Consider the following 14,381-nt stretch of genomic DNA (forward strand, 5'->3'; position numbering starts at 1 on the left):
TTAAATTTTCCACTTAACCTTTGTTTTTCCTTCAATTTTAAAGTTTCCTGTTTTAATTTCATATATAAGCCCCTTTCCCCTTATAGTTAAGCCCTTTTTTATTAATATAACTTCTTCGTCTGTAAAAATGAGATATTTTTTAGGATAAAAAATTAGTTTTTGAGTATAAACTTCTCCATAGGAAAGCGTAACAAGGTGGACATTTTCTTGAAGTATAAATTTATCTTCCTCCTTTTGATAAAATCCTCTATTTGCCCAAATTTCTAATCCTTTTTCTTTATTTATAAGATAAATGTTTTTGCCTTCAAAATCTCCGTTTTCTTTTTGTAAAAACTCTTTTATTTTAAAACCCCAAACAAACTGATTATTTTTATAAAGAGCATATTCAAAATCATGAGAAACAATTTGAAAGGGGTAAATGTTATGAAAAGATAAAAAAATAAGAGTGATTATACTAAATAGGAGTTTAATAAAATTTCCCATTTTCCCTTTGCTTTTAAAATAAGATCACAAACTTCTCTTACTGCCCCATTTCCTCCAGGATATCTGGTTACATAATCTACATATTCATTAACAGGATACCAAGCATTAGGAACCCCTATGGCAAGTCCCACTCTTTTCAAAATAGGAAGATCTACCCAATCATCTCCTATATAAGCAACTTCTTCGTCTTTGAGATTTTTTTCCTTTAAAAGTTTTTCGTAAGCTTCAAGTTTTTTAAGTTCTCCTTGAATTAAAACCTCAATCCCAAGTTCTTTTGCTCTATGTTCTATTGCTAATGAAAATCTACTTGAGATAATTCCTACTTCAACACCAATTTTTTGTAGAAGCTTAATCCCCATTCCATCAAGTACATTAAAATGTTTAATTTCATTATTTTGACTATCTATAATTATTTTTCCATCTGTAAGAACTCCGTCTACATCAAGAAGAAGAAACTTTATTTTACTTGCCTTTTTTAAGATTTCTTCAGGATATTCCATATTTTTCTACTACACTTCTTAGATCTTTTATTTGTTTTAAAATATTTTCAACTTCTGCCAAAGGTAAAGAATTTGGTCCGTCACAGAGTGCCTTATCAGGTTCTGGATGAACCTCCATAAATATTCCATCAGCCCCTACTGCAACTGCTGCTCTTATAAGATAGGGGACAAATTCTCTTTCTCCTCCAGATTTTCCTTCCCCTGCTCCAGGTAATTGAACACTATGAGTGGCATCAAAAATAACCCTCACTCCAAAATTTTTCATAATTGGAATGGATCTAAAATCAACTACTAAATTTCTATATCCAAAGGAATATCCTCTTTCAGTAAGAAGAACTTCTTGAGGATTAAAAGCTTGAGCTTTTTGTAAAACATATTTCATATCCCAAGGAGACATAAATTGTCCTTTTTTGATATTAATAGTTTTTCCTGTTTGAGAAGCAGTTACCACCAGATCTGTTTGTCTACAGAGAAAAGCAGGTATTTGAATAATATCTACCACCTCAGAAACAGGTTTTACTTGCCATGTTTCATGAACATCAGTTGTAATTTTTACTTTAGCTTTCCCCTTAATCTCTTCTAACCAAGAAAGCCCTTTTTCTAATCCAGGACCTCTATAAGAGAAAAGAGATGTCCTGTTAGCTTTATCAAAAGAGGCTTTGAAAACATAATCAAAATCATATTTTTGAACCAAATCTTTTAAGACTTGAGCAATATAGAAGGCTGTATCAAAATCTTCTAATACACAAGGACCAGCAATTATTAAAAATTTCTTTTCCATAAAAATATTTTATAATCAAAAAATAACCTTGCAAGTATAAGGACTTATGGATTATTTAAAGTTTGAAAGAAATTATATTAAAAAGAAATGGAGAAACAAAATTTCTATTGCTCTCATATTTCCTAATTATTATCATGTAGGCATGTCAAATTTAGGATTTTTATATATTTATGAAAGGTTAAATAGATATGAAGAAATAGTTTGTGAAAGAGTGTTTTTGCCTGAAAAAGAAACTCCTCTAAGATCTATAGAAAGCAATAGACCCTTAAAAGATTTTGATCTTATAATTTTTTCTATTTCCTTTGAGGTTGATTATATAAATATTTTGAAAATATTAAAATTAGGAGAAATAGATTTAGAACCTCTTAAGAGAAAAGAGATTGTTTTAGCAGGAGGGGTTGCTACTTGGTTAAATCCTGAACCTCTTTCACCTTTTATTGATGCCTTTTTATTAGGGGAATGGGAAGAAATAGAAGAAAAGATAATTCCTATAATTTTAGATTATTTTCAAGATAAAAAGAAATTTCTTGAAAAATTAGATGCCTTTCCATTTGTTTATATTCCTTTTAAGGAAAAAAAAGAAATAAAGGTAGCTAAGAGTAAGGAGTTAAAAAAAGTTATTTATTCAAAGATCATTAGTAAAAAAGCTGAATTTTCCGATACCTATTTAATAGAAGTTTCTAAGGGATGTGGAAGATCTTGTAGATTTTGTGCTGCAGGATTTGTTTATAGACCTCCAAGAAGTTATGTAGAAAACCTTTTAAGTGAAGCAGTAGAGGAGATCCCTGACAACTCAAAGGTTGGATTAATAGGGCTTGAATTTGCAGATAAAAAAGAAATTCTTATGCTTGGGAATAAGCTTTTAGAAAAGGGTTGTGTGCTTACTTTTTCATCTTTAAGAATAGACGCATTAAATAATGAATTTTTAGAGCTTTTAAAAGGAGCTAAAAGTGTTGCTGTAGCTCCAGAGACAGCCTCTTTAAAATTAAAAAAGGTTATAAATAAGAATTTGACAGAAGAAGAAATCTTTTGGGCATTAAGTAAGTTTCAAGAAAAGGGATTAAAAAAGGTTAAGTTTTATTTTATGCTTGGTTTACCTCTTGAAAATTTGGAAGATTTAAAAGAGATAGTAGAATTTATAAAAAAATTATTAGAAAAAAAATATAAGCTAATTTTTTCTTTCACTTTCTCTTTTTTTATTCCTAAACCTCATACACCTTTCCAATGGGCTAAATTTTTAGATTTAAAGGAGCTTAAAGAGAGGGAAAGGTTTATTAAGCGGGAGCTTTATTATATAAAAAATTTAAAAATAGAATCACCAAAGTCTGCTTTTATTCAAGCATTAATAGCAAGAGGGGGAAGGGATTTGAAGGAGTTTATTTTTTTACTTTCTAAGGGGGTGAGTTTAAAGGAGGCATTAAAAAGCATTCCTAATATTGAAGATATTTTATCTCCTAAGGATTCCTTAGAAACAGTTTTCCCATGGGATAAAATTGATATAGGGGTTAAGAAGGAGTATCTTTGGAGGGAGTGGAAGAGAGCTTTAAGATTAGAGTTTACAGCTTTTTGTAATACCAAGAAATGTAAAATTTGTGGAGCCTGCTAAGCAAAAGTTTTTTGAATTTTAAGTTTGGGATTTTTAATTTTAGAGTTATGTTATATTATTTAAAAAATGTTTAATAAAGAATCGTCTAAACAATTGATATTTTTTAATTTCTTAAATCAAGAAAATAGCAAAATAAAATCATCTTTATTTAACCAAAATAAAAAAGTTGCTATACTTTTTAGAAATTCCATACCTGAAATTCCATCTACAACTTATGGAACCTTTGCTATTTATAAATATCCAGCCAAATTTATTCCCCAAGTAGTTGCTTTTATTCTTAAAAATTATGCTAAACCTGGTATGAAAATTTTTGATCCTTTTGCTGGTTATGGTACTGTTGGAATTGTGTCAAGAGTTTATGGTTATAATTATGAACTATGGGATTTAAATCCTATATTGGAAGTAATTCATAACACAGCTATAATGAAAAATTTTAAAATAAATCTTTTTAAGTTGATAAAAGAAATAAAAACTTCTGAGAAAATTTTTATTCCAAAATGGTCCAACCTAAACTATTGGTTTCCTGAAGAATTTATTTCTGTCCTTTCTAAAGCTTGGGGATATGCTCATTCATTGCCGGAAGATGTTAAATATTTTCTTTTAATTCCTCTAATTAATGTAACAAAATATTTTTCCTATAGTGATGAGAAGGTTCATAAACTTTATAGGTCAAAATATTCTAAAGAAAAAATAGAAAATCTATTAAAAAGTGATTGGGAAAAAGAATTTTATAATATGCTTGAAAAAGAAATAGTTAAACTTTTAAAAAAAGTTTGGGAGTATAATAGACTAAATCCTAAAGATGTAGATTATGAGATAAAAATAGGTATAGATGCATTAGAAACAGACCTTAAAGATGAAGTAAATATTTTAATAACTTCTCCTCCCTATTTACAAGCACAAGAATATATAAGATCCACTAAATTAGAACTTTTTTGGCTTGGATATAATGAAAATTTCATAAAAGAATTAAGCAAAAAAGAGATACCCTATAGAGATGTTAAAGAGATTAAGATATACTCTGAAAAATATTATGAATTTCGAGAAAAAATAGAGGAAAAACATCTTAAAATTTTATATGATAGATATTTTTTTAGCATTTTAAAGATTTTTCAAGAACTCGGAGAAAAAGTAACAGATTACATGTGCATTTTTGTTGGTCCGGCTAAAATAAGAACAATTCCAATCCCAATAGATGAAATAATTATTCAACATCTAACTAATTTTGGATGGGAACATGAAATTACATTTGTAGATAAAATTGTATCAAGAGTTATGTTTGAATCAAAAATAAATCCAGCCTCTAAAAAAAAAGATAGTAGAATAAAAACAGAACATTTAATAATTCTAAAAAGAAAGATATAACGTGATTGAAATACCAAAACAAATACTAAAATCTCCCTATAAATTTAAAGAAAAATTAAGTGATTTTATTAAGATCCAGATAGAAAATATTCAAAAAATTCATAATGTTTATTTTAATTTTGAAGAATTAAGTGATCTTTTACTTTCTGCTTGTAGAAGTAATGATTTTAATGTCCTTTATTTTGAAAGGAGAAAATTATTTATTAATGAAGATAAAATTTCTGAATGGATTCATAAAAAGCTTTTATCTAATACTATAGCATTAAAAATAGATGATGAAGATATACTTAGGTTACTTATATTTTGTATTGAAATAACTTATCAAATGTTTTCTGGTGGGACAAGAGCAACAATAACTGCGAAAGCATTTAGAGAAAGAAGAAGAACTTTTGAATCTATTTTAGTAGATCAGTTTGTTGGGAAATTAGGGGAGGTTATGCTAAAAAAATTTTTAGAGCAAAATTTTCCAGGAATTAAAATAGAATTGGATTGGAGGATATCTACTCAACTTGAAAAACACAAAAATGATATTATCAATGCGAAGAAAAAAGTAAGTATAAAATCAACACCGACTTTAGCTGGAATATGGGCAGAAGCAGATATAGGGTATGATTATGGCATTATGGTTAAATGTTCTGTACCTAAACAACCAATTTTACAATTTTTTATTGAAGTTTGTGGATTTAAAAAACTTATTGATTTTGTTGAAGGTAAAATTCCTACTTATGTGAAAAGATACAAACAGAACTGAAAGGTTTTGTTTGTGGTTATTTTAAAACAAGTGAATATAAACCTATTGAAGTAGGAAAGGAACTTCCTTATATGGGTAAAATTAGAGAGAAAAGATATCTTGTAAATATTAATGAGTTGAAATATGAAAAAATCTTCATGGAGAGCCTTTCTTCAGGATACAGGACTTATACTTGAACAATCTTAAATTTTTAGATTTAAAGGAGCTTAAAGAGAGGGAAATGTTTATTAAGCGGGAGCTTTATTATATAAAAAATTCAAAGGTAGAATCCCCAAAGTCTGCTTTTATTCAAGCATTAATAGCAAGAGGGGGAAGGGATTTGAAGGAGTTTATTTTTTTACTTTCTAAGGGGGTGAGTTTAAAGGAGGCATTAAAAAGCATTCCTAATATTGAAGATATTTTATCTCCTAAGGATTCCTTAGAAACAGTTTTCCCATGGGATAAAATTAATATAGGGGTTAAGAAGGAGTATCTTTGGAGGGAGTGGAAGAGAGCTTTAAGATTAGAATTTACAGCTTTTTGTAATACCAAGAAATGTAAAATTTGTGGAGCCTGCTAAGAATTTTGATTTAAAATTTTATATATAAGAAGAAGATAGTCTCTTAAATGACGTATAATTAAAAATCTGTGTTTTACTCTTTCTTTTGCGTGAAATCCCATTTTTTCTCTTAAATGTTTATTAGCTAAAAGCTGTTTAATTCTCATCGCAGCTCCTTCAACACTTTCTACGAGATATCCTGTAATACCATGAACAATTTGTCTTTTAATCCCTCCAACATTTGATCCTACAACAGGTTTTGATTTCCACATAGCTTCTGAAACAACAAGTCCAAAACCTTCTTTTAAAGATTTTTGAACTACTACAGTTGCACCTCTTTGAAAGGCATTTATCTCTTTATGACTATCAGGAGGGAGATTAAGAACAAGTATATCCCTTTCATCAGCAATAAGATTCAAAAGTTCTTTATAAACCTCTTCTCCTTCGGGATCATCTGAAGCAAAAGAGCCAGCTAAAATAAGCTGACAATCATATTTTTTCTTTACAAGTTTAAAAGCTTCAATAACTCCAAAGGGATCTTTTAATCTATCAAAACGAGAAACTTGAAGAATGATAGGCTTTTCAGGATTTATTCCAAATTTAGTTAAAGTATTTTTAATTTCCTCTTCTGAAAGATCTATATTTTTGGGATGCAGGGGATCTATAGAAGGAAGAATTGTGTAAGTAGGAATTTCAATTTTTTCATAGACAAATTCAGGCATATGGAAAATACAAGCATCATAAGAATTTAGAAAGTTTTCAATAAAATTCCAAGCTCTTGGATCAGGGGTTGAGGTGTCTATATGACATCTCCAGATCCATTTCTGTTTTTTTTGCTTATTTACAATAAGTCCCATAGGTTGAGGATCGTGAATAAAAACTACATCATAGTTTTCTGTGTCTATCTCTTTTAGATTTTCATAAGTAATTTTCAAATAATAAACAAATTCTTCACTACTGATACCTTTTTCAGAGGGTAAATGAAGTAAATTATGTAATTTTTTAGTGAAACTAAAAAATTTTTCATCACCTTTAAAAACTTTCCAATCTGTCTTTATTCCAAGTTCATTCATAAGAGGAATAAATCTTTGTAGAATTTCAGCAACCCCTCCTCCTTTATAGGTAGAATTTACATGAAGTACTTTTAAATCCTTTAATTTTCTACTTAAGATAAAAAGTTCCTGAAGAGTTTCTTCACCAACAAAAGGTATATATTGTTCTAACATATTTTTTCTTCTAAAATTTTTATTATTTCTTCTTTGATTTCATATAAAGTCAGGGTATAAGGGTCTAATTTATTTATTTTTTCTGCTTTTTTAGCCTCTCCTATACTGTATAACCAGGCAGAATAATCGTTTATAATGGTTTTATTTTCTATTCTTGAAGTTATGAGATGATAAAAAAGGGAGTTTATACTTGATTTTTTAATTCCTTCTATAAATTCATCTAAATTATGAGCAATCTTTCCACATTCTATAATTTCTCTTTCAGCAGTAATAAAATAAAAGGGATATTTTTCTTTTCTATTCCAATTTTTATCATAATTTTTTTCAAGAATATTTATTAGGGCAATTCTTAATTCTTCAAGATCAAAATAATCTAAAGGGTCGATAATAGATAGTTTTTCAGCTAATAAAAGATAGCCATTTTTAAAAAACCAATAGGATATACTATTAGTGTAAAAGGTAGGCAAATTATGATAATTAAAAATATTTATATACATGTGATAAAAAATGGAAAATTTGTCAACCTCTTTTAGAGCTTTTATAAATTCATTAATAGAATAAACTTTAATTCCTGTATACTTGGGAATCCATAATTCAGATTTAAAAATAAAGGGATTATTCATTTTTTAGAAAACTTTCTAAAAGGTTTCTGATTTCAATGTATGATTTTGCACTATATTTAGCTGATGATCTTCCCATTCCTATTTTTATAGTGATTGTATTTTCTGGAAGATTAATAAATAAATCTTCATCAGTGGTGTCATCTCCCGCAGCAAGTATAAAATCATAAGGTTTTTCTCTTAAAAATATATTAGCTGCAACCCCTTTATCAATCCCTGCAGGTCTTACTTCTACGACTTTATTTCCCAAAATAAGATTAACTTGCATGTTTCCAGTTAATATCAATAATTCATCAATTAATTCTGCAACCCTTAAATTTGCAAGTTCTGGATCTGCATTTCTATAATGAAAAACTATAGAAAATTCCTTTTCTTCAATAAAGGATTGAGGCAAACGGTCTACATATACTTCCATTATATTTTTGATAGTTTTTTTAAAATCAGAAGACAAATTAGTAAGAGTTTCCCAATCTTTGTTATATCTTTTAATAAATATTCCGTGTTCACAAATAAAATTTAATTTTAATCCATTAAACCATTTTTCTAAATCTTCTTTTTTTCTACCAGAAATAATTACTATATCTGTATTAGGAATTTCAGAAAGTGATTTTAAAAGATTTTTTAATTCTTTATCTGGAGCAGCCAAATAGGGTTTTGATACCAAAGGTACTAAGGTTCCATCGTAATCAAGGAAGAGTATTTTATTAGACGATTTATGGAAAGCTTCTTTTATTTCATCAATAAGAGGAGGGGTTAGAAGTTGAGTACTAAATTTAAATTTTTTCTCATTAATAGATTCAAGGGTTGTAAGGAAATCATTTCCCCATTTTATTATATTATATCTTTTTAATCTTTCTTGCATAGAAGAAATCCTTTCTTTTTGTTCTTCTTCAGAGATCTCAAAGGCTTTTTCAATAGCATTAGTTAATTCATCAATTGAGTTAGGATTTACAATAAAAGCCTCTCCTAATTCTTTAGCACTTCCTGCGAATTCAGAAAGTATTATAACTCCCCTTTTATCTTTTCTTGAAGCTACAAATTCTTTAGCAATTAAATTCATACCATCTTTTAAGGGGGTAACTAAAATCACATCTGTAGCTAAATAATGCGCTACAAGTTCTTCAAAATCAAGTGATCTATAATAATACAATACAGGAATCCAGTGTATTTTACCAAATTTCCCGTTAATTTCACTTATTTTTTCCTCTAATTGTTTTTTCATTCTTTGATAATGTTCTACTCCTTCTCTTGAAGGAACAACTACCATAATTAAAACTACCTTTTCATGAAAATCTGGGCGTTTAAGTAAAAGTCTTTCAAAGGCTAAAAGTCTGTTATAAATCCCTTTAGTATAATCAAGTCTATCTACGGAAAAAATAATTTTTTTCCCTTTTAATTGGTTTTTGATATTTTTAACTAATTTTTTTATTTTTCTTTTTTCGCAGGCATTATAAAATAATTCAAAATCAATCCCCATGGGAAAGGTTTCTACTTTTATTAATCTATCCTGATACAAAATTAATCCAGTTTTATGATCAATTCCCAAGGTACGAGAAAGGGTTCTTAAAAAATTAGCAGTATATTCATAAATGTGGAACCCTATTAAATCACATCCTAAAAGACCTTCAAGGAGTTCCCTTCTCCAAGGAAGTTGCATAAAAAGTTCAGGTGGTGGGAAAGGTATATGGAGAAAAAAACCTATAGTTGCAGAGGGGAAAAGATTTCTTATCATAGAGGGTAAAAGAAGTAAATGATAATCATGAATCCATATTATTGAATCTAAAGTCACATATTTTGCTACCTCATTACAAAAAAGTTTATTTACCTCTATATAAGTTTCCCAATAACTTTCATCATAAACAACATGACTTGGGAAACCGTGAAAAAGTGGCCAAAGCACTTTATTGCAAAATCCATTATAAAATTTGTCAAACTGCTTAGCAGGAATAAAAACAGGATGGTTTTTTAGTCTTTTTGCTTTTTCCTTTATAATTTTGAAAGTAGATTTATTTAAATGTGAACCAGGCCACCCAATCCAGACATAATCTTTAATTTTAGATTTTTTTAAAAAAGTTGTTAAACCAGAGACCAATCCTCCAGGGCTCTTAATAAAACTTAAGTCCGACTTGATAGTAAAAGGAAGTCTATTTGCTACTATAATTAGTCTTTTAAAAGAATTTTCCATGATTTTTTACAATTTATGAATGTTTTTGATTAATTTTTATTAAAAAACTAAGACATATTATATTTATGTCAAGTTTTTGTTATTTTAGAGAAATTTGATTAATAATTTTTAAATAGGTTGATATTGAAAAATCTTATTGTAAAATTTGTTTTATTATGAGTGTCTTAATAGGAATTAGTATTTTTCCCTTAGATAAAGGTGAAAGCGTTAGTGAATATGTAGCAAGGGCTGTAGAGGTAATAGAAAAATCAAAATTTCCTTATGTATTAACTCCTATGGAAACAGTTGTTGAAACTGATACTATAGAGTCTGCTTTAAAACTTGTTGAGGATTGCTTTAAAGCTTTAGAAATAGATTGTAACCGTATTATAATAAATATAAAAATAGATTTTAGAAAAGGAAGGGTTGATCGTATCAAGGGTAAAATTGAGTCAGTAGAAAAGAAACTTGGCAAGTCTTTAAGTAAGGTTTAAGGGGGTTTTTTGAATCCTAAAAAAATAGTTTTAGCCTATTCTGGTGGTCTTGATACTTCAGTAATTTTAAAATGGCTTATAGAAAGGTATAAATGCCCAGTAATAGCTTTTTGTGCAGATCTTGGACAAGAAGAAAATTGGGAGGAAATAAAAGAAAGAGGATTAAAATGTGGAGCTGAAAAGGTTATAATAAGGGATTTAAAAGAAGAATTTGTTAGAGATTACGTATTTTTTGCTATAAAGGCAGGTGCAAGGTATGAAGATTGGTATCTTATGGGAACTTCAGTTGCAAGACCTCTTATTGCAAAAGAACAAGTTAAGATTGCTCTTGAAGAGGGAGCAGATGCAGTTGCTCATGGAGCAACAGGAAAAGGAAATGACCAAATAAGATTCGAATTAACCTATACAGCTCTTGCACCAGAATTAAAAATTATCGCACCTTGGAGAGAATGGGACTTTAAAGGAAGAAGTGATCTTATAGAATATGCTAAAAAACACAATATTCCTATTCCAGTAACTCCCGAAAAACCTTATAGTATTGATGCTAACCTTTTTCATATAAGCTATGAGGGAGGTATACTTGAAGATCTTTGGCAAGAACCTCCTGAAGATATGTTTATTATGACTGTTTCTCCTGAAAAAGCATCCGCACATCCTGAATATATAGAAATAGAGTTTGAAAAAGGAGAACCTGTTTCAATTAATGGGGAGAGATTAAGCCCTGCTGAACTTCTAAAAAGATTAAATAAAATAGGTGGAAAACATGGAATTGGAAGAATCGATATGGTAGAAAATAGATTTATAGGCTTGAAAAGTAGAGGAGTTTATGAAACTCCAGGAGGAACTATTTTACATATAGCTCATAGAGCCTTAGAACAAATTACTTTAGATAGAGAGGTAATGCGATTTAAAGATAGCTTAATGCCTAAAATTGCAGAATTAATTTATTATGGATTTTGGTATGCTCCGGAATTTCAAGCTCTTAAAGTTTTTATAGAAAAAACTCAAGAAAGGGTATCAGGCACAATAAGACTTAAGCTTTATAAAGGAAATGTAATTGTAGTTGGTAGAAAAAGTCCTTATAGTCTTTATAAAAAAGATTTGGTAAGTTTTGATAAAAGTGAGGAATATAATCCTAAGGATGCAGAAGGGTTTATAAGACTTCAAGGATTAAGATTGAAAATTTATCATTTATTAGAAGGGGGAGGTTTATGAAAATCTTTGTAGATACAGCTAAAATTGAAGAAATAAGAAAAGTTAAGGAATGGGGGATTCTTGATGGTGTTACTACAAATCCTACTCTTCTTTCCCAAACTGGTAAACCTTGGAAAGAAGCAGCACTTGAAATATTAAAAGAAGTTCCTGATAAACCTGTTTCTTTGGAAGTAATAGCTACAGATTTTGAGGGAATGGTAAAAGAAGCAAAAGAACTTGCTAAAATGGGAGATAATGTAGTAGTTAAAATACCTTTTACTTATGAAGGAATAAAAGCAGTTCAAGCTTTAAAAGCAGAAGGGATTAAAACTAATGTAACCTTAGTTTTTTCATCTTTACAAGCTTTACTTGCTGGTAAAGCTGGGGCAACCTATGTTTCACCCTTTATAGGAAGGGTGGACGATATAGCTTATAATGGAATGGAAGTTTTAGAAGAAATAATTCAAATTTATAATTTATATGATTTTGAAACCCAAATTATTGCTGCAAGTATTCGTCATGTAGATCATGTTAAAAATTGTGCACTTTTAGGAGTTGATATAGCAACTATTCCTTTTAAAGTAATAGAACAGATGTTTAAACATCCTCTTACAGATGTAGGATTAAAAAGATTTCTTGAAGATGCAAAAAAAGCAAATATAACTATACTTTAATGTCTCAACTGGATATTCAGTTTTTTTACTTAATAAATCATTTTAGAAATTCTATTTTAGATAATATTTTGCCAATTTTTAGTGATCCTAAGTTTATTAATGCATTTTATATATTAGTTAGCTTTTTTTTATTGATTAAATATTCTTTTAAAAAATATTTGGTCATTTTTTTATTTATGATTTTAGGTTTTTTTATAACAGATTTCAGCTGTGCAAGAATTTTTAAGCCCTATTTTAAAAAAGAAAGACCCTTTGTTAGTATTCCTAAGGTTTATTATTATTCTGATGGAAAATTTGAATTTCTTTCTCAACCCAAGAGTAAAAAGAATACACTTAGTTTTCCTTCTTGTCATGCAGGAAATTCATCCTTTATTTCTTTTTTTCTCTCTTTTTTCTATCCAAGATTAGCTCTTATCCTTTATCCCTTTTTTATTTTAGTGGGATGGTCAAGGATTTATTTAGGGGTCCATTTTCCTTTTGATGTGCTTGGAGGGTGGCTTTTAGGCTTAATCTTAGCCTTTATATTTTTCAAACTTTGTAAAAAAGTTTTATATAAAACCTGATGCAAAATAGGAGATTTACATTTGCTCTTCTTTTCATTTTAATTCTTTTCTTTTTAAAAACTATTTATCTTTATTTTTTAGATCTTCCTCTTTCTTATGATGAAGCCTATTATTGGGATTGGTCAAGGTTTTTAGATTTTGGTTATTACAACAAACCTCCTATGATAGCTTGGATTATAAGATTGGGAACTGAAATTTTAGGAAATACCGAATTTGCAGTAAGATTTCCAGCCTTAATTTTTATTACCCTAACTTTATTTTTTTCTTATTTATTAATTTATAAATATTTTAACGAGTTTAATGCTTTTTTACTTTTATTAACCCTTTCCTTTATCCCTATTTTAACAGTTTACAGTTTCATAATGACTATAGATCCACCTTTATTATTTTTTTGGGTTTTGTCTTTATTTTTCTTTATAAAATATTTAGAAAATCCCAATTATAAAAATGCCACTTTTACAGGAATCTTTATAGGATTTGGTCTTTTAACTAAACAAACTATGTTTGCTTTTTTATTTCTTAGTGCACTTTATTTGTTAATCCTTAAGAAGGAATTAGTTTTTAAAAAAGAAACTTTTCTTCTTTTTTTTATATCTCTTTTAATTTACTTTCCTAATTTTTATTGGAATTATACTCATCAATTTCTTTTAATAAAACATACTGAAGAACATTTTAGCAGAAAAACTTTATCCATTTATTCTTTTTTGAGTTTTTTAAGAGACTCAATAGGTGTTTATACACCTCTATTTTTATTTTTTCTTTATACAGGAAAGACTTATACTAAAGAATTTCTTAGAAAAGGATCTTCAAAAAGTTTAAAATTTTTATATTTTCTTTCTTTTCCTGCTGTTTTAGGTTTTATATTTCTATCTTTTTTTATTAAATTAAATGTAAACTGGATTTTACCTTTTTGCCTAACAGGTTTTATTTTTTTCTTTGCTTATGTTTCTTTTTCTAAGAAATGGAAAATTTTAGTTTTCACTAATTTAATTTTAAGTTTAATTTTGTCTTTTTTAATTTATCTTTTTGGTTATTTTTCGGATAAATTTCCAGAGCCTTTTCAAGTTTTATTAGAGAAGTTTAAGGGATGGAAAATTCTTGCAGAAAGGGTTGAAAGACATTATAATGAAAAATTAGCTTTAGTGACAGATCGTAGAGATATTGCAGCAGTTCTTTCTTTTTATGTTAAAGGACATCCAGAAGTTTACGTTATTCAGTTTAGTAAGTATCCTGAAAATCAATATCATTTATGGAGAAATGCAAATACTTTGATAGGAAAAGAGGTGTTAGTAATAAAAAAGGGTTTTTTAGCACCCTCCTATTTAGAAAAATTTGAAAAGGTTGAGGAAATAACTATAAAAATAACCAAAAAAAGGTATAAAAACTATTCCCTTTGGAAAGGTATTTTTAAACTATAGAATT

General features: G+C 28.3%; 15 protein-coding genes. 9 read left to right on the top strand and 6 right to left on the bottom strand.

The window, feature by feature from the left end; genetic code table 11:
• Genes lptC through kdsA form a run of 3 tightly spaced genes read right to left on the bottom strand, consistent with a single transcriptional unit; the run spans position 1 to position 1,764 of the window.
• Positions 1–483, bottom strand: a complete 483-nt coding sequence (lptC, locus tag TOPB45_RS02475; RefSeq protein ID WP_013909278.1) for an LPS export ABC transporter periplasmic protein LptC — start codon at positions 481–483, stop codon at positions 1–3.
• Complete coding sequence (locus tag TOPB45_RS02480) at positions 450–983, bottom strand: KdsC family phosphatase (RefSeq protein WP_013909279.1); 534 nt, start codon at positions 981–983, stop codon at positions 450–452. Before TOPB45_RS02480 ends, lptC begins: the two co-directional genes overlap by 34 nt.
• On the bottom strand, positions 970–1,764 hold the full coding sequence (gene kdsA / locus TOPB45_RS02485; protein ID WP_013909280.1) for a 3-deoxy-8-phosphooctulonate synthase: 795 nt from the start codon (positions 1,762–1,764) through the stop codon (positions 970–972). The genes TOPB45_RS02480 and kdsA overlap by 14 nt, the downstream gene beginning before the upstream one ends.
• Positions 1,765–1,810: 46 nt before the next feature.
• Here kdsA and TOPB45_RS02490 point away from each other — a divergent pair, with 46 nt between their 5' ends.
• The 4 genes from TOPB45_RS02490 (at position 1,811) to TOPB45_RS02505 (ending at position 6,045) form a co-directional block, all read left to right on the top strand.
• Positions 1,811–3,370 (top strand): radical SAM protein, encoded by a 1,560-nt coding sequence (locus tag TOPB45_RS02490; protein WP_013909281.1) that lies wholly within the window; start codon positions 1,811–1,813, stop codon positions 3,368–3,370.
• Positions 3,371–3,436: 66 nt separating this feature from the next.
• Positions 3,437–4,735, top strand: coding sequence for a hypothetical protein (locus tag TOPB45_RS02495; protein WP_013909282.1), 1,299 nt, complete (start codon positions 3,437–3,439; stop codon positions 4,733–4,735).
• A 1-nt stretch (position 4,736) separates the two neighbouring features.
• Positions 4,737–5,486: a hypothetical protein gene (locus TOPB45_RS02500; protein ID WP_013909283.1), complete on the top strand. Its 750-nt coding sequence runs from the start codon at positions 4,737–4,739 to the stop codon at positions 5,484–5,486.
• A gap of 220 nt (positions 5,487–5,706) precedes the next feature.
• A complete protein-coding gene (locus TOPB45_RS02505) occupies positions 5,707–6,045 on the top strand; it encodes a hypothetical protein (protein WP_144011480.1) in 339 nt (112 codons plus the stop codon).
• Here TOPB45_RS02505 and TOPB45_RS02510 read toward each other — a convergent pair.
• From TOPB45_RS02510 to TOPB45_RS02520, 3 genes are read right to left on the bottom strand one after another with little or no spacing between them, the layout of a single operon-like run.
• Entirely contained in the window at positions 6,042–7,250 is a 1,209-nt protein-coding gene (locus TOPB45_RS02510) for a glycosyltransferase (protein WP_013909284.1), read from the bottom strand. The two genes, TOPB45_RS02505 and TOPB45_RS02510, sit on opposite strands and share 4 nt — an antisense overlap.
• A complete protein-coding gene (locus TOPB45_RS02515) occupies positions 7,244–7,873 on the bottom strand; it encodes a DUF5752 family protein (RefSeq protein ID WP_013909285.1) in 630 nt (209 codons plus the stop codon). The genes TOPB45_RS02510 and TOPB45_RS02515 overlap by 7 nt, the downstream gene beginning before the upstream one ends.
• The gene (locus TOPB45_RS02520; RefSeq protein ID WP_013909286.1) at positions 7,866–10,055 is read right to left on the bottom strand and encodes a bifunctional alpha,alpha-trehalose-phosphate synthase (UDP-forming)/trehalose-phosphatase; all 2,190 of its coding nucleotides are present in this window, start codon (positions 10,053–10,055) and stop codon (positions 7,866–7,868) included. Before TOPB45_RS02520 ends, TOPB45_RS02515 begins: the two co-directional genes overlap by 8 nt.
• A 155-nt stretch (positions 10,056–10,210) precedes the next feature.
• On the opposite strand from TOPB45_RS02520, the gene TOPB45_RS02525 reads away from it, so the two are divergent.
• From TOPB45_RS02525 to TOPB45_RS02545, 5 genes are read left to right on the top strand one after another with little or no spacing between them, the layout of a single operon-like run.
• A complete protein-coding gene (locus tag TOPB45_RS02525; protein ID WP_013909287.1) occupies positions 10,211–10,528 on the top strand; it encodes an MTH1187 family thiamine-binding protein in 318 nt (105 codons plus the stop codon).
• Positions 10,529–10,537: 9 nt separating this feature from the next.
• Complete coding sequence (locus TOPB45_RS02530; protein WP_013909288.1) at positions 10,538–11,743, top strand: argininosuccinate synthase; 1,206 nt, start codon at positions 10,538–10,540, stop codon at positions 11,741–11,743.
• Positions 11,740–12,396, top strand: a complete 657-nt coding sequence (gene fsa, locus TOPB45_RS02535) for a fructose-6-phosphate aldolase (protein ID WP_013909289.1) — start codon at positions 11,740–11,742, stop codon at positions 12,394–12,396. The genes TOPB45_RS02530 and fsa overlap by 4 nt, the downstream gene beginning before the upstream one ends.
• Positions 12,396–12,959 (top strand): phosphatase PAP2 family protein, encoded by a 564-nt coding sequence (locus tag TOPB45_RS02540; RefSeq protein WP_013909290.1) that lies wholly within the window; start codon positions 12,396–12,398, stop codon positions 12,957–12,959. The genes fsa and TOPB45_RS02540 overlap by 1 nt, the downstream gene beginning before the upstream one ends.
• Positions 12,959–14,377 carry an ArnT family glycosyltransferase gene (locus tag TOPB45_RS02545; protein WP_013909291.1) on the top strand — a complete coding sequence of 473 codons (1,419 nt, stop codon included), beginning with the start codon at positions 12,959–12,961 and terminating at the stop codon, positions 14,375–14,377. Before TOPB45_RS02540 ends, TOPB45_RS02545 begins: the two co-directional genes overlap by 1 nt.
• The last annotated feature ends 4 nt before the right edge of the window (positions 14,378–14,381 follow it).

The organism is Thermodesulfobacterium geofontis OPF15, from assembly GCF_000215975.1.
Classification (GTDB): Bacteria; Desulfobacterota; Thermodesulfobacteria; order Thermodesulfobacteriales; family Thermodesulfobacteriaceae; genus Thermodesulfobacterium; species Thermodesulfobacterium geofontis.

Excerpts from the sequence above, each read along its gene's own strand:
- lptC (WP_013909278.1), bottom strand. The coding sequence starts at position 483 with ATGGGAAATTTTATTAAACTCCTATTTAGTATAATCACTCTTATTTTT.
- TOPB45_RS02480 (WP_013909279.1), bottom strand. The coding sequence starts at position 983 with ATGGAATATCCTGAAGAAATCTTAAAAAAGGCAAGTAAAATAAAGTTT.
- kdsA (WP_013909280.1), bottom strand. The coding sequence starts at position 1,764 with ATGGAAAAGAAATTTTTAATAATTGCTGGTCCTTGTGTATTAGAAGAT.
- TOPB45_RS02490 (WP_013909281.1), top strand. The coding sequence starts at position 1,811 with ATGGATTATTTAAAGTTTGAAAGAAATTATATTAAAAAGAAATGGAGA.
- TOPB45_RS02495 (WP_013909282.1), top strand. The coding sequence starts at position 3,437 with ATGTTTAATAAAGAATCGTCTAAACAATTGATATTTTTTAATTTCTTA.
- TOPB45_RS02505 (WP_144011480.1), top strand. The coding sequence starts at position 5,707 with ATGTTTATTAAGCGGGAGCTTTATTATATAAAAAATTCAAAGGTAGAA.
- TOPB45_RS02510 (WP_013909284.1), bottom strand. The coding sequence starts at position 7,250 with ATGTTAGAACAATATATACCTTTTGTTGGTGAAGAAACTCTTCAGGAA.
- TOPB45_RS02515 (WP_013909285.1), bottom strand. The coding sequence starts at position 7,873 with ATGAATAATCCCTTTATTTTTAAATCTGAATTATGGATTCCCAAGTAT.
- TOPB45_RS02520 (WP_013909286.1), bottom strand. The coding sequence starts at position 10,055 with ATGGAAAATTCTTTTAAAAGACTAATTATAGTAGCAAATAGACTTCCT.
- TOPB45_RS02525 (WP_013909287.1), top strand. The coding sequence starts at position 10,211 with ATGAGTGTCTTAATAGGAATTAGTATTTTTCCCTTAGATAAAGGTGAA.
- fsa (WP_013909289.1), top strand. The coding sequence starts at position 11,740 with ATGAAAATCTTTGTAGATACAGCTAAAATTGAAGAAATAAGAAAAGTT.
- TOPB45_RS02540 (WP_013909290.1), top strand. The coding sequence starts at position 12,396 with ATGTCTCAACTGGATATTCAGTTTTTTTACTTAATAAATCATTTTAGA.
- TOPB45_RS02545 (WP_013909291.1), top strand. The coding sequence starts at position 12,959 with ATGCAAAATAGGAGATTTACATTTGCTCTTCTTTTCATTTTAATTCTT.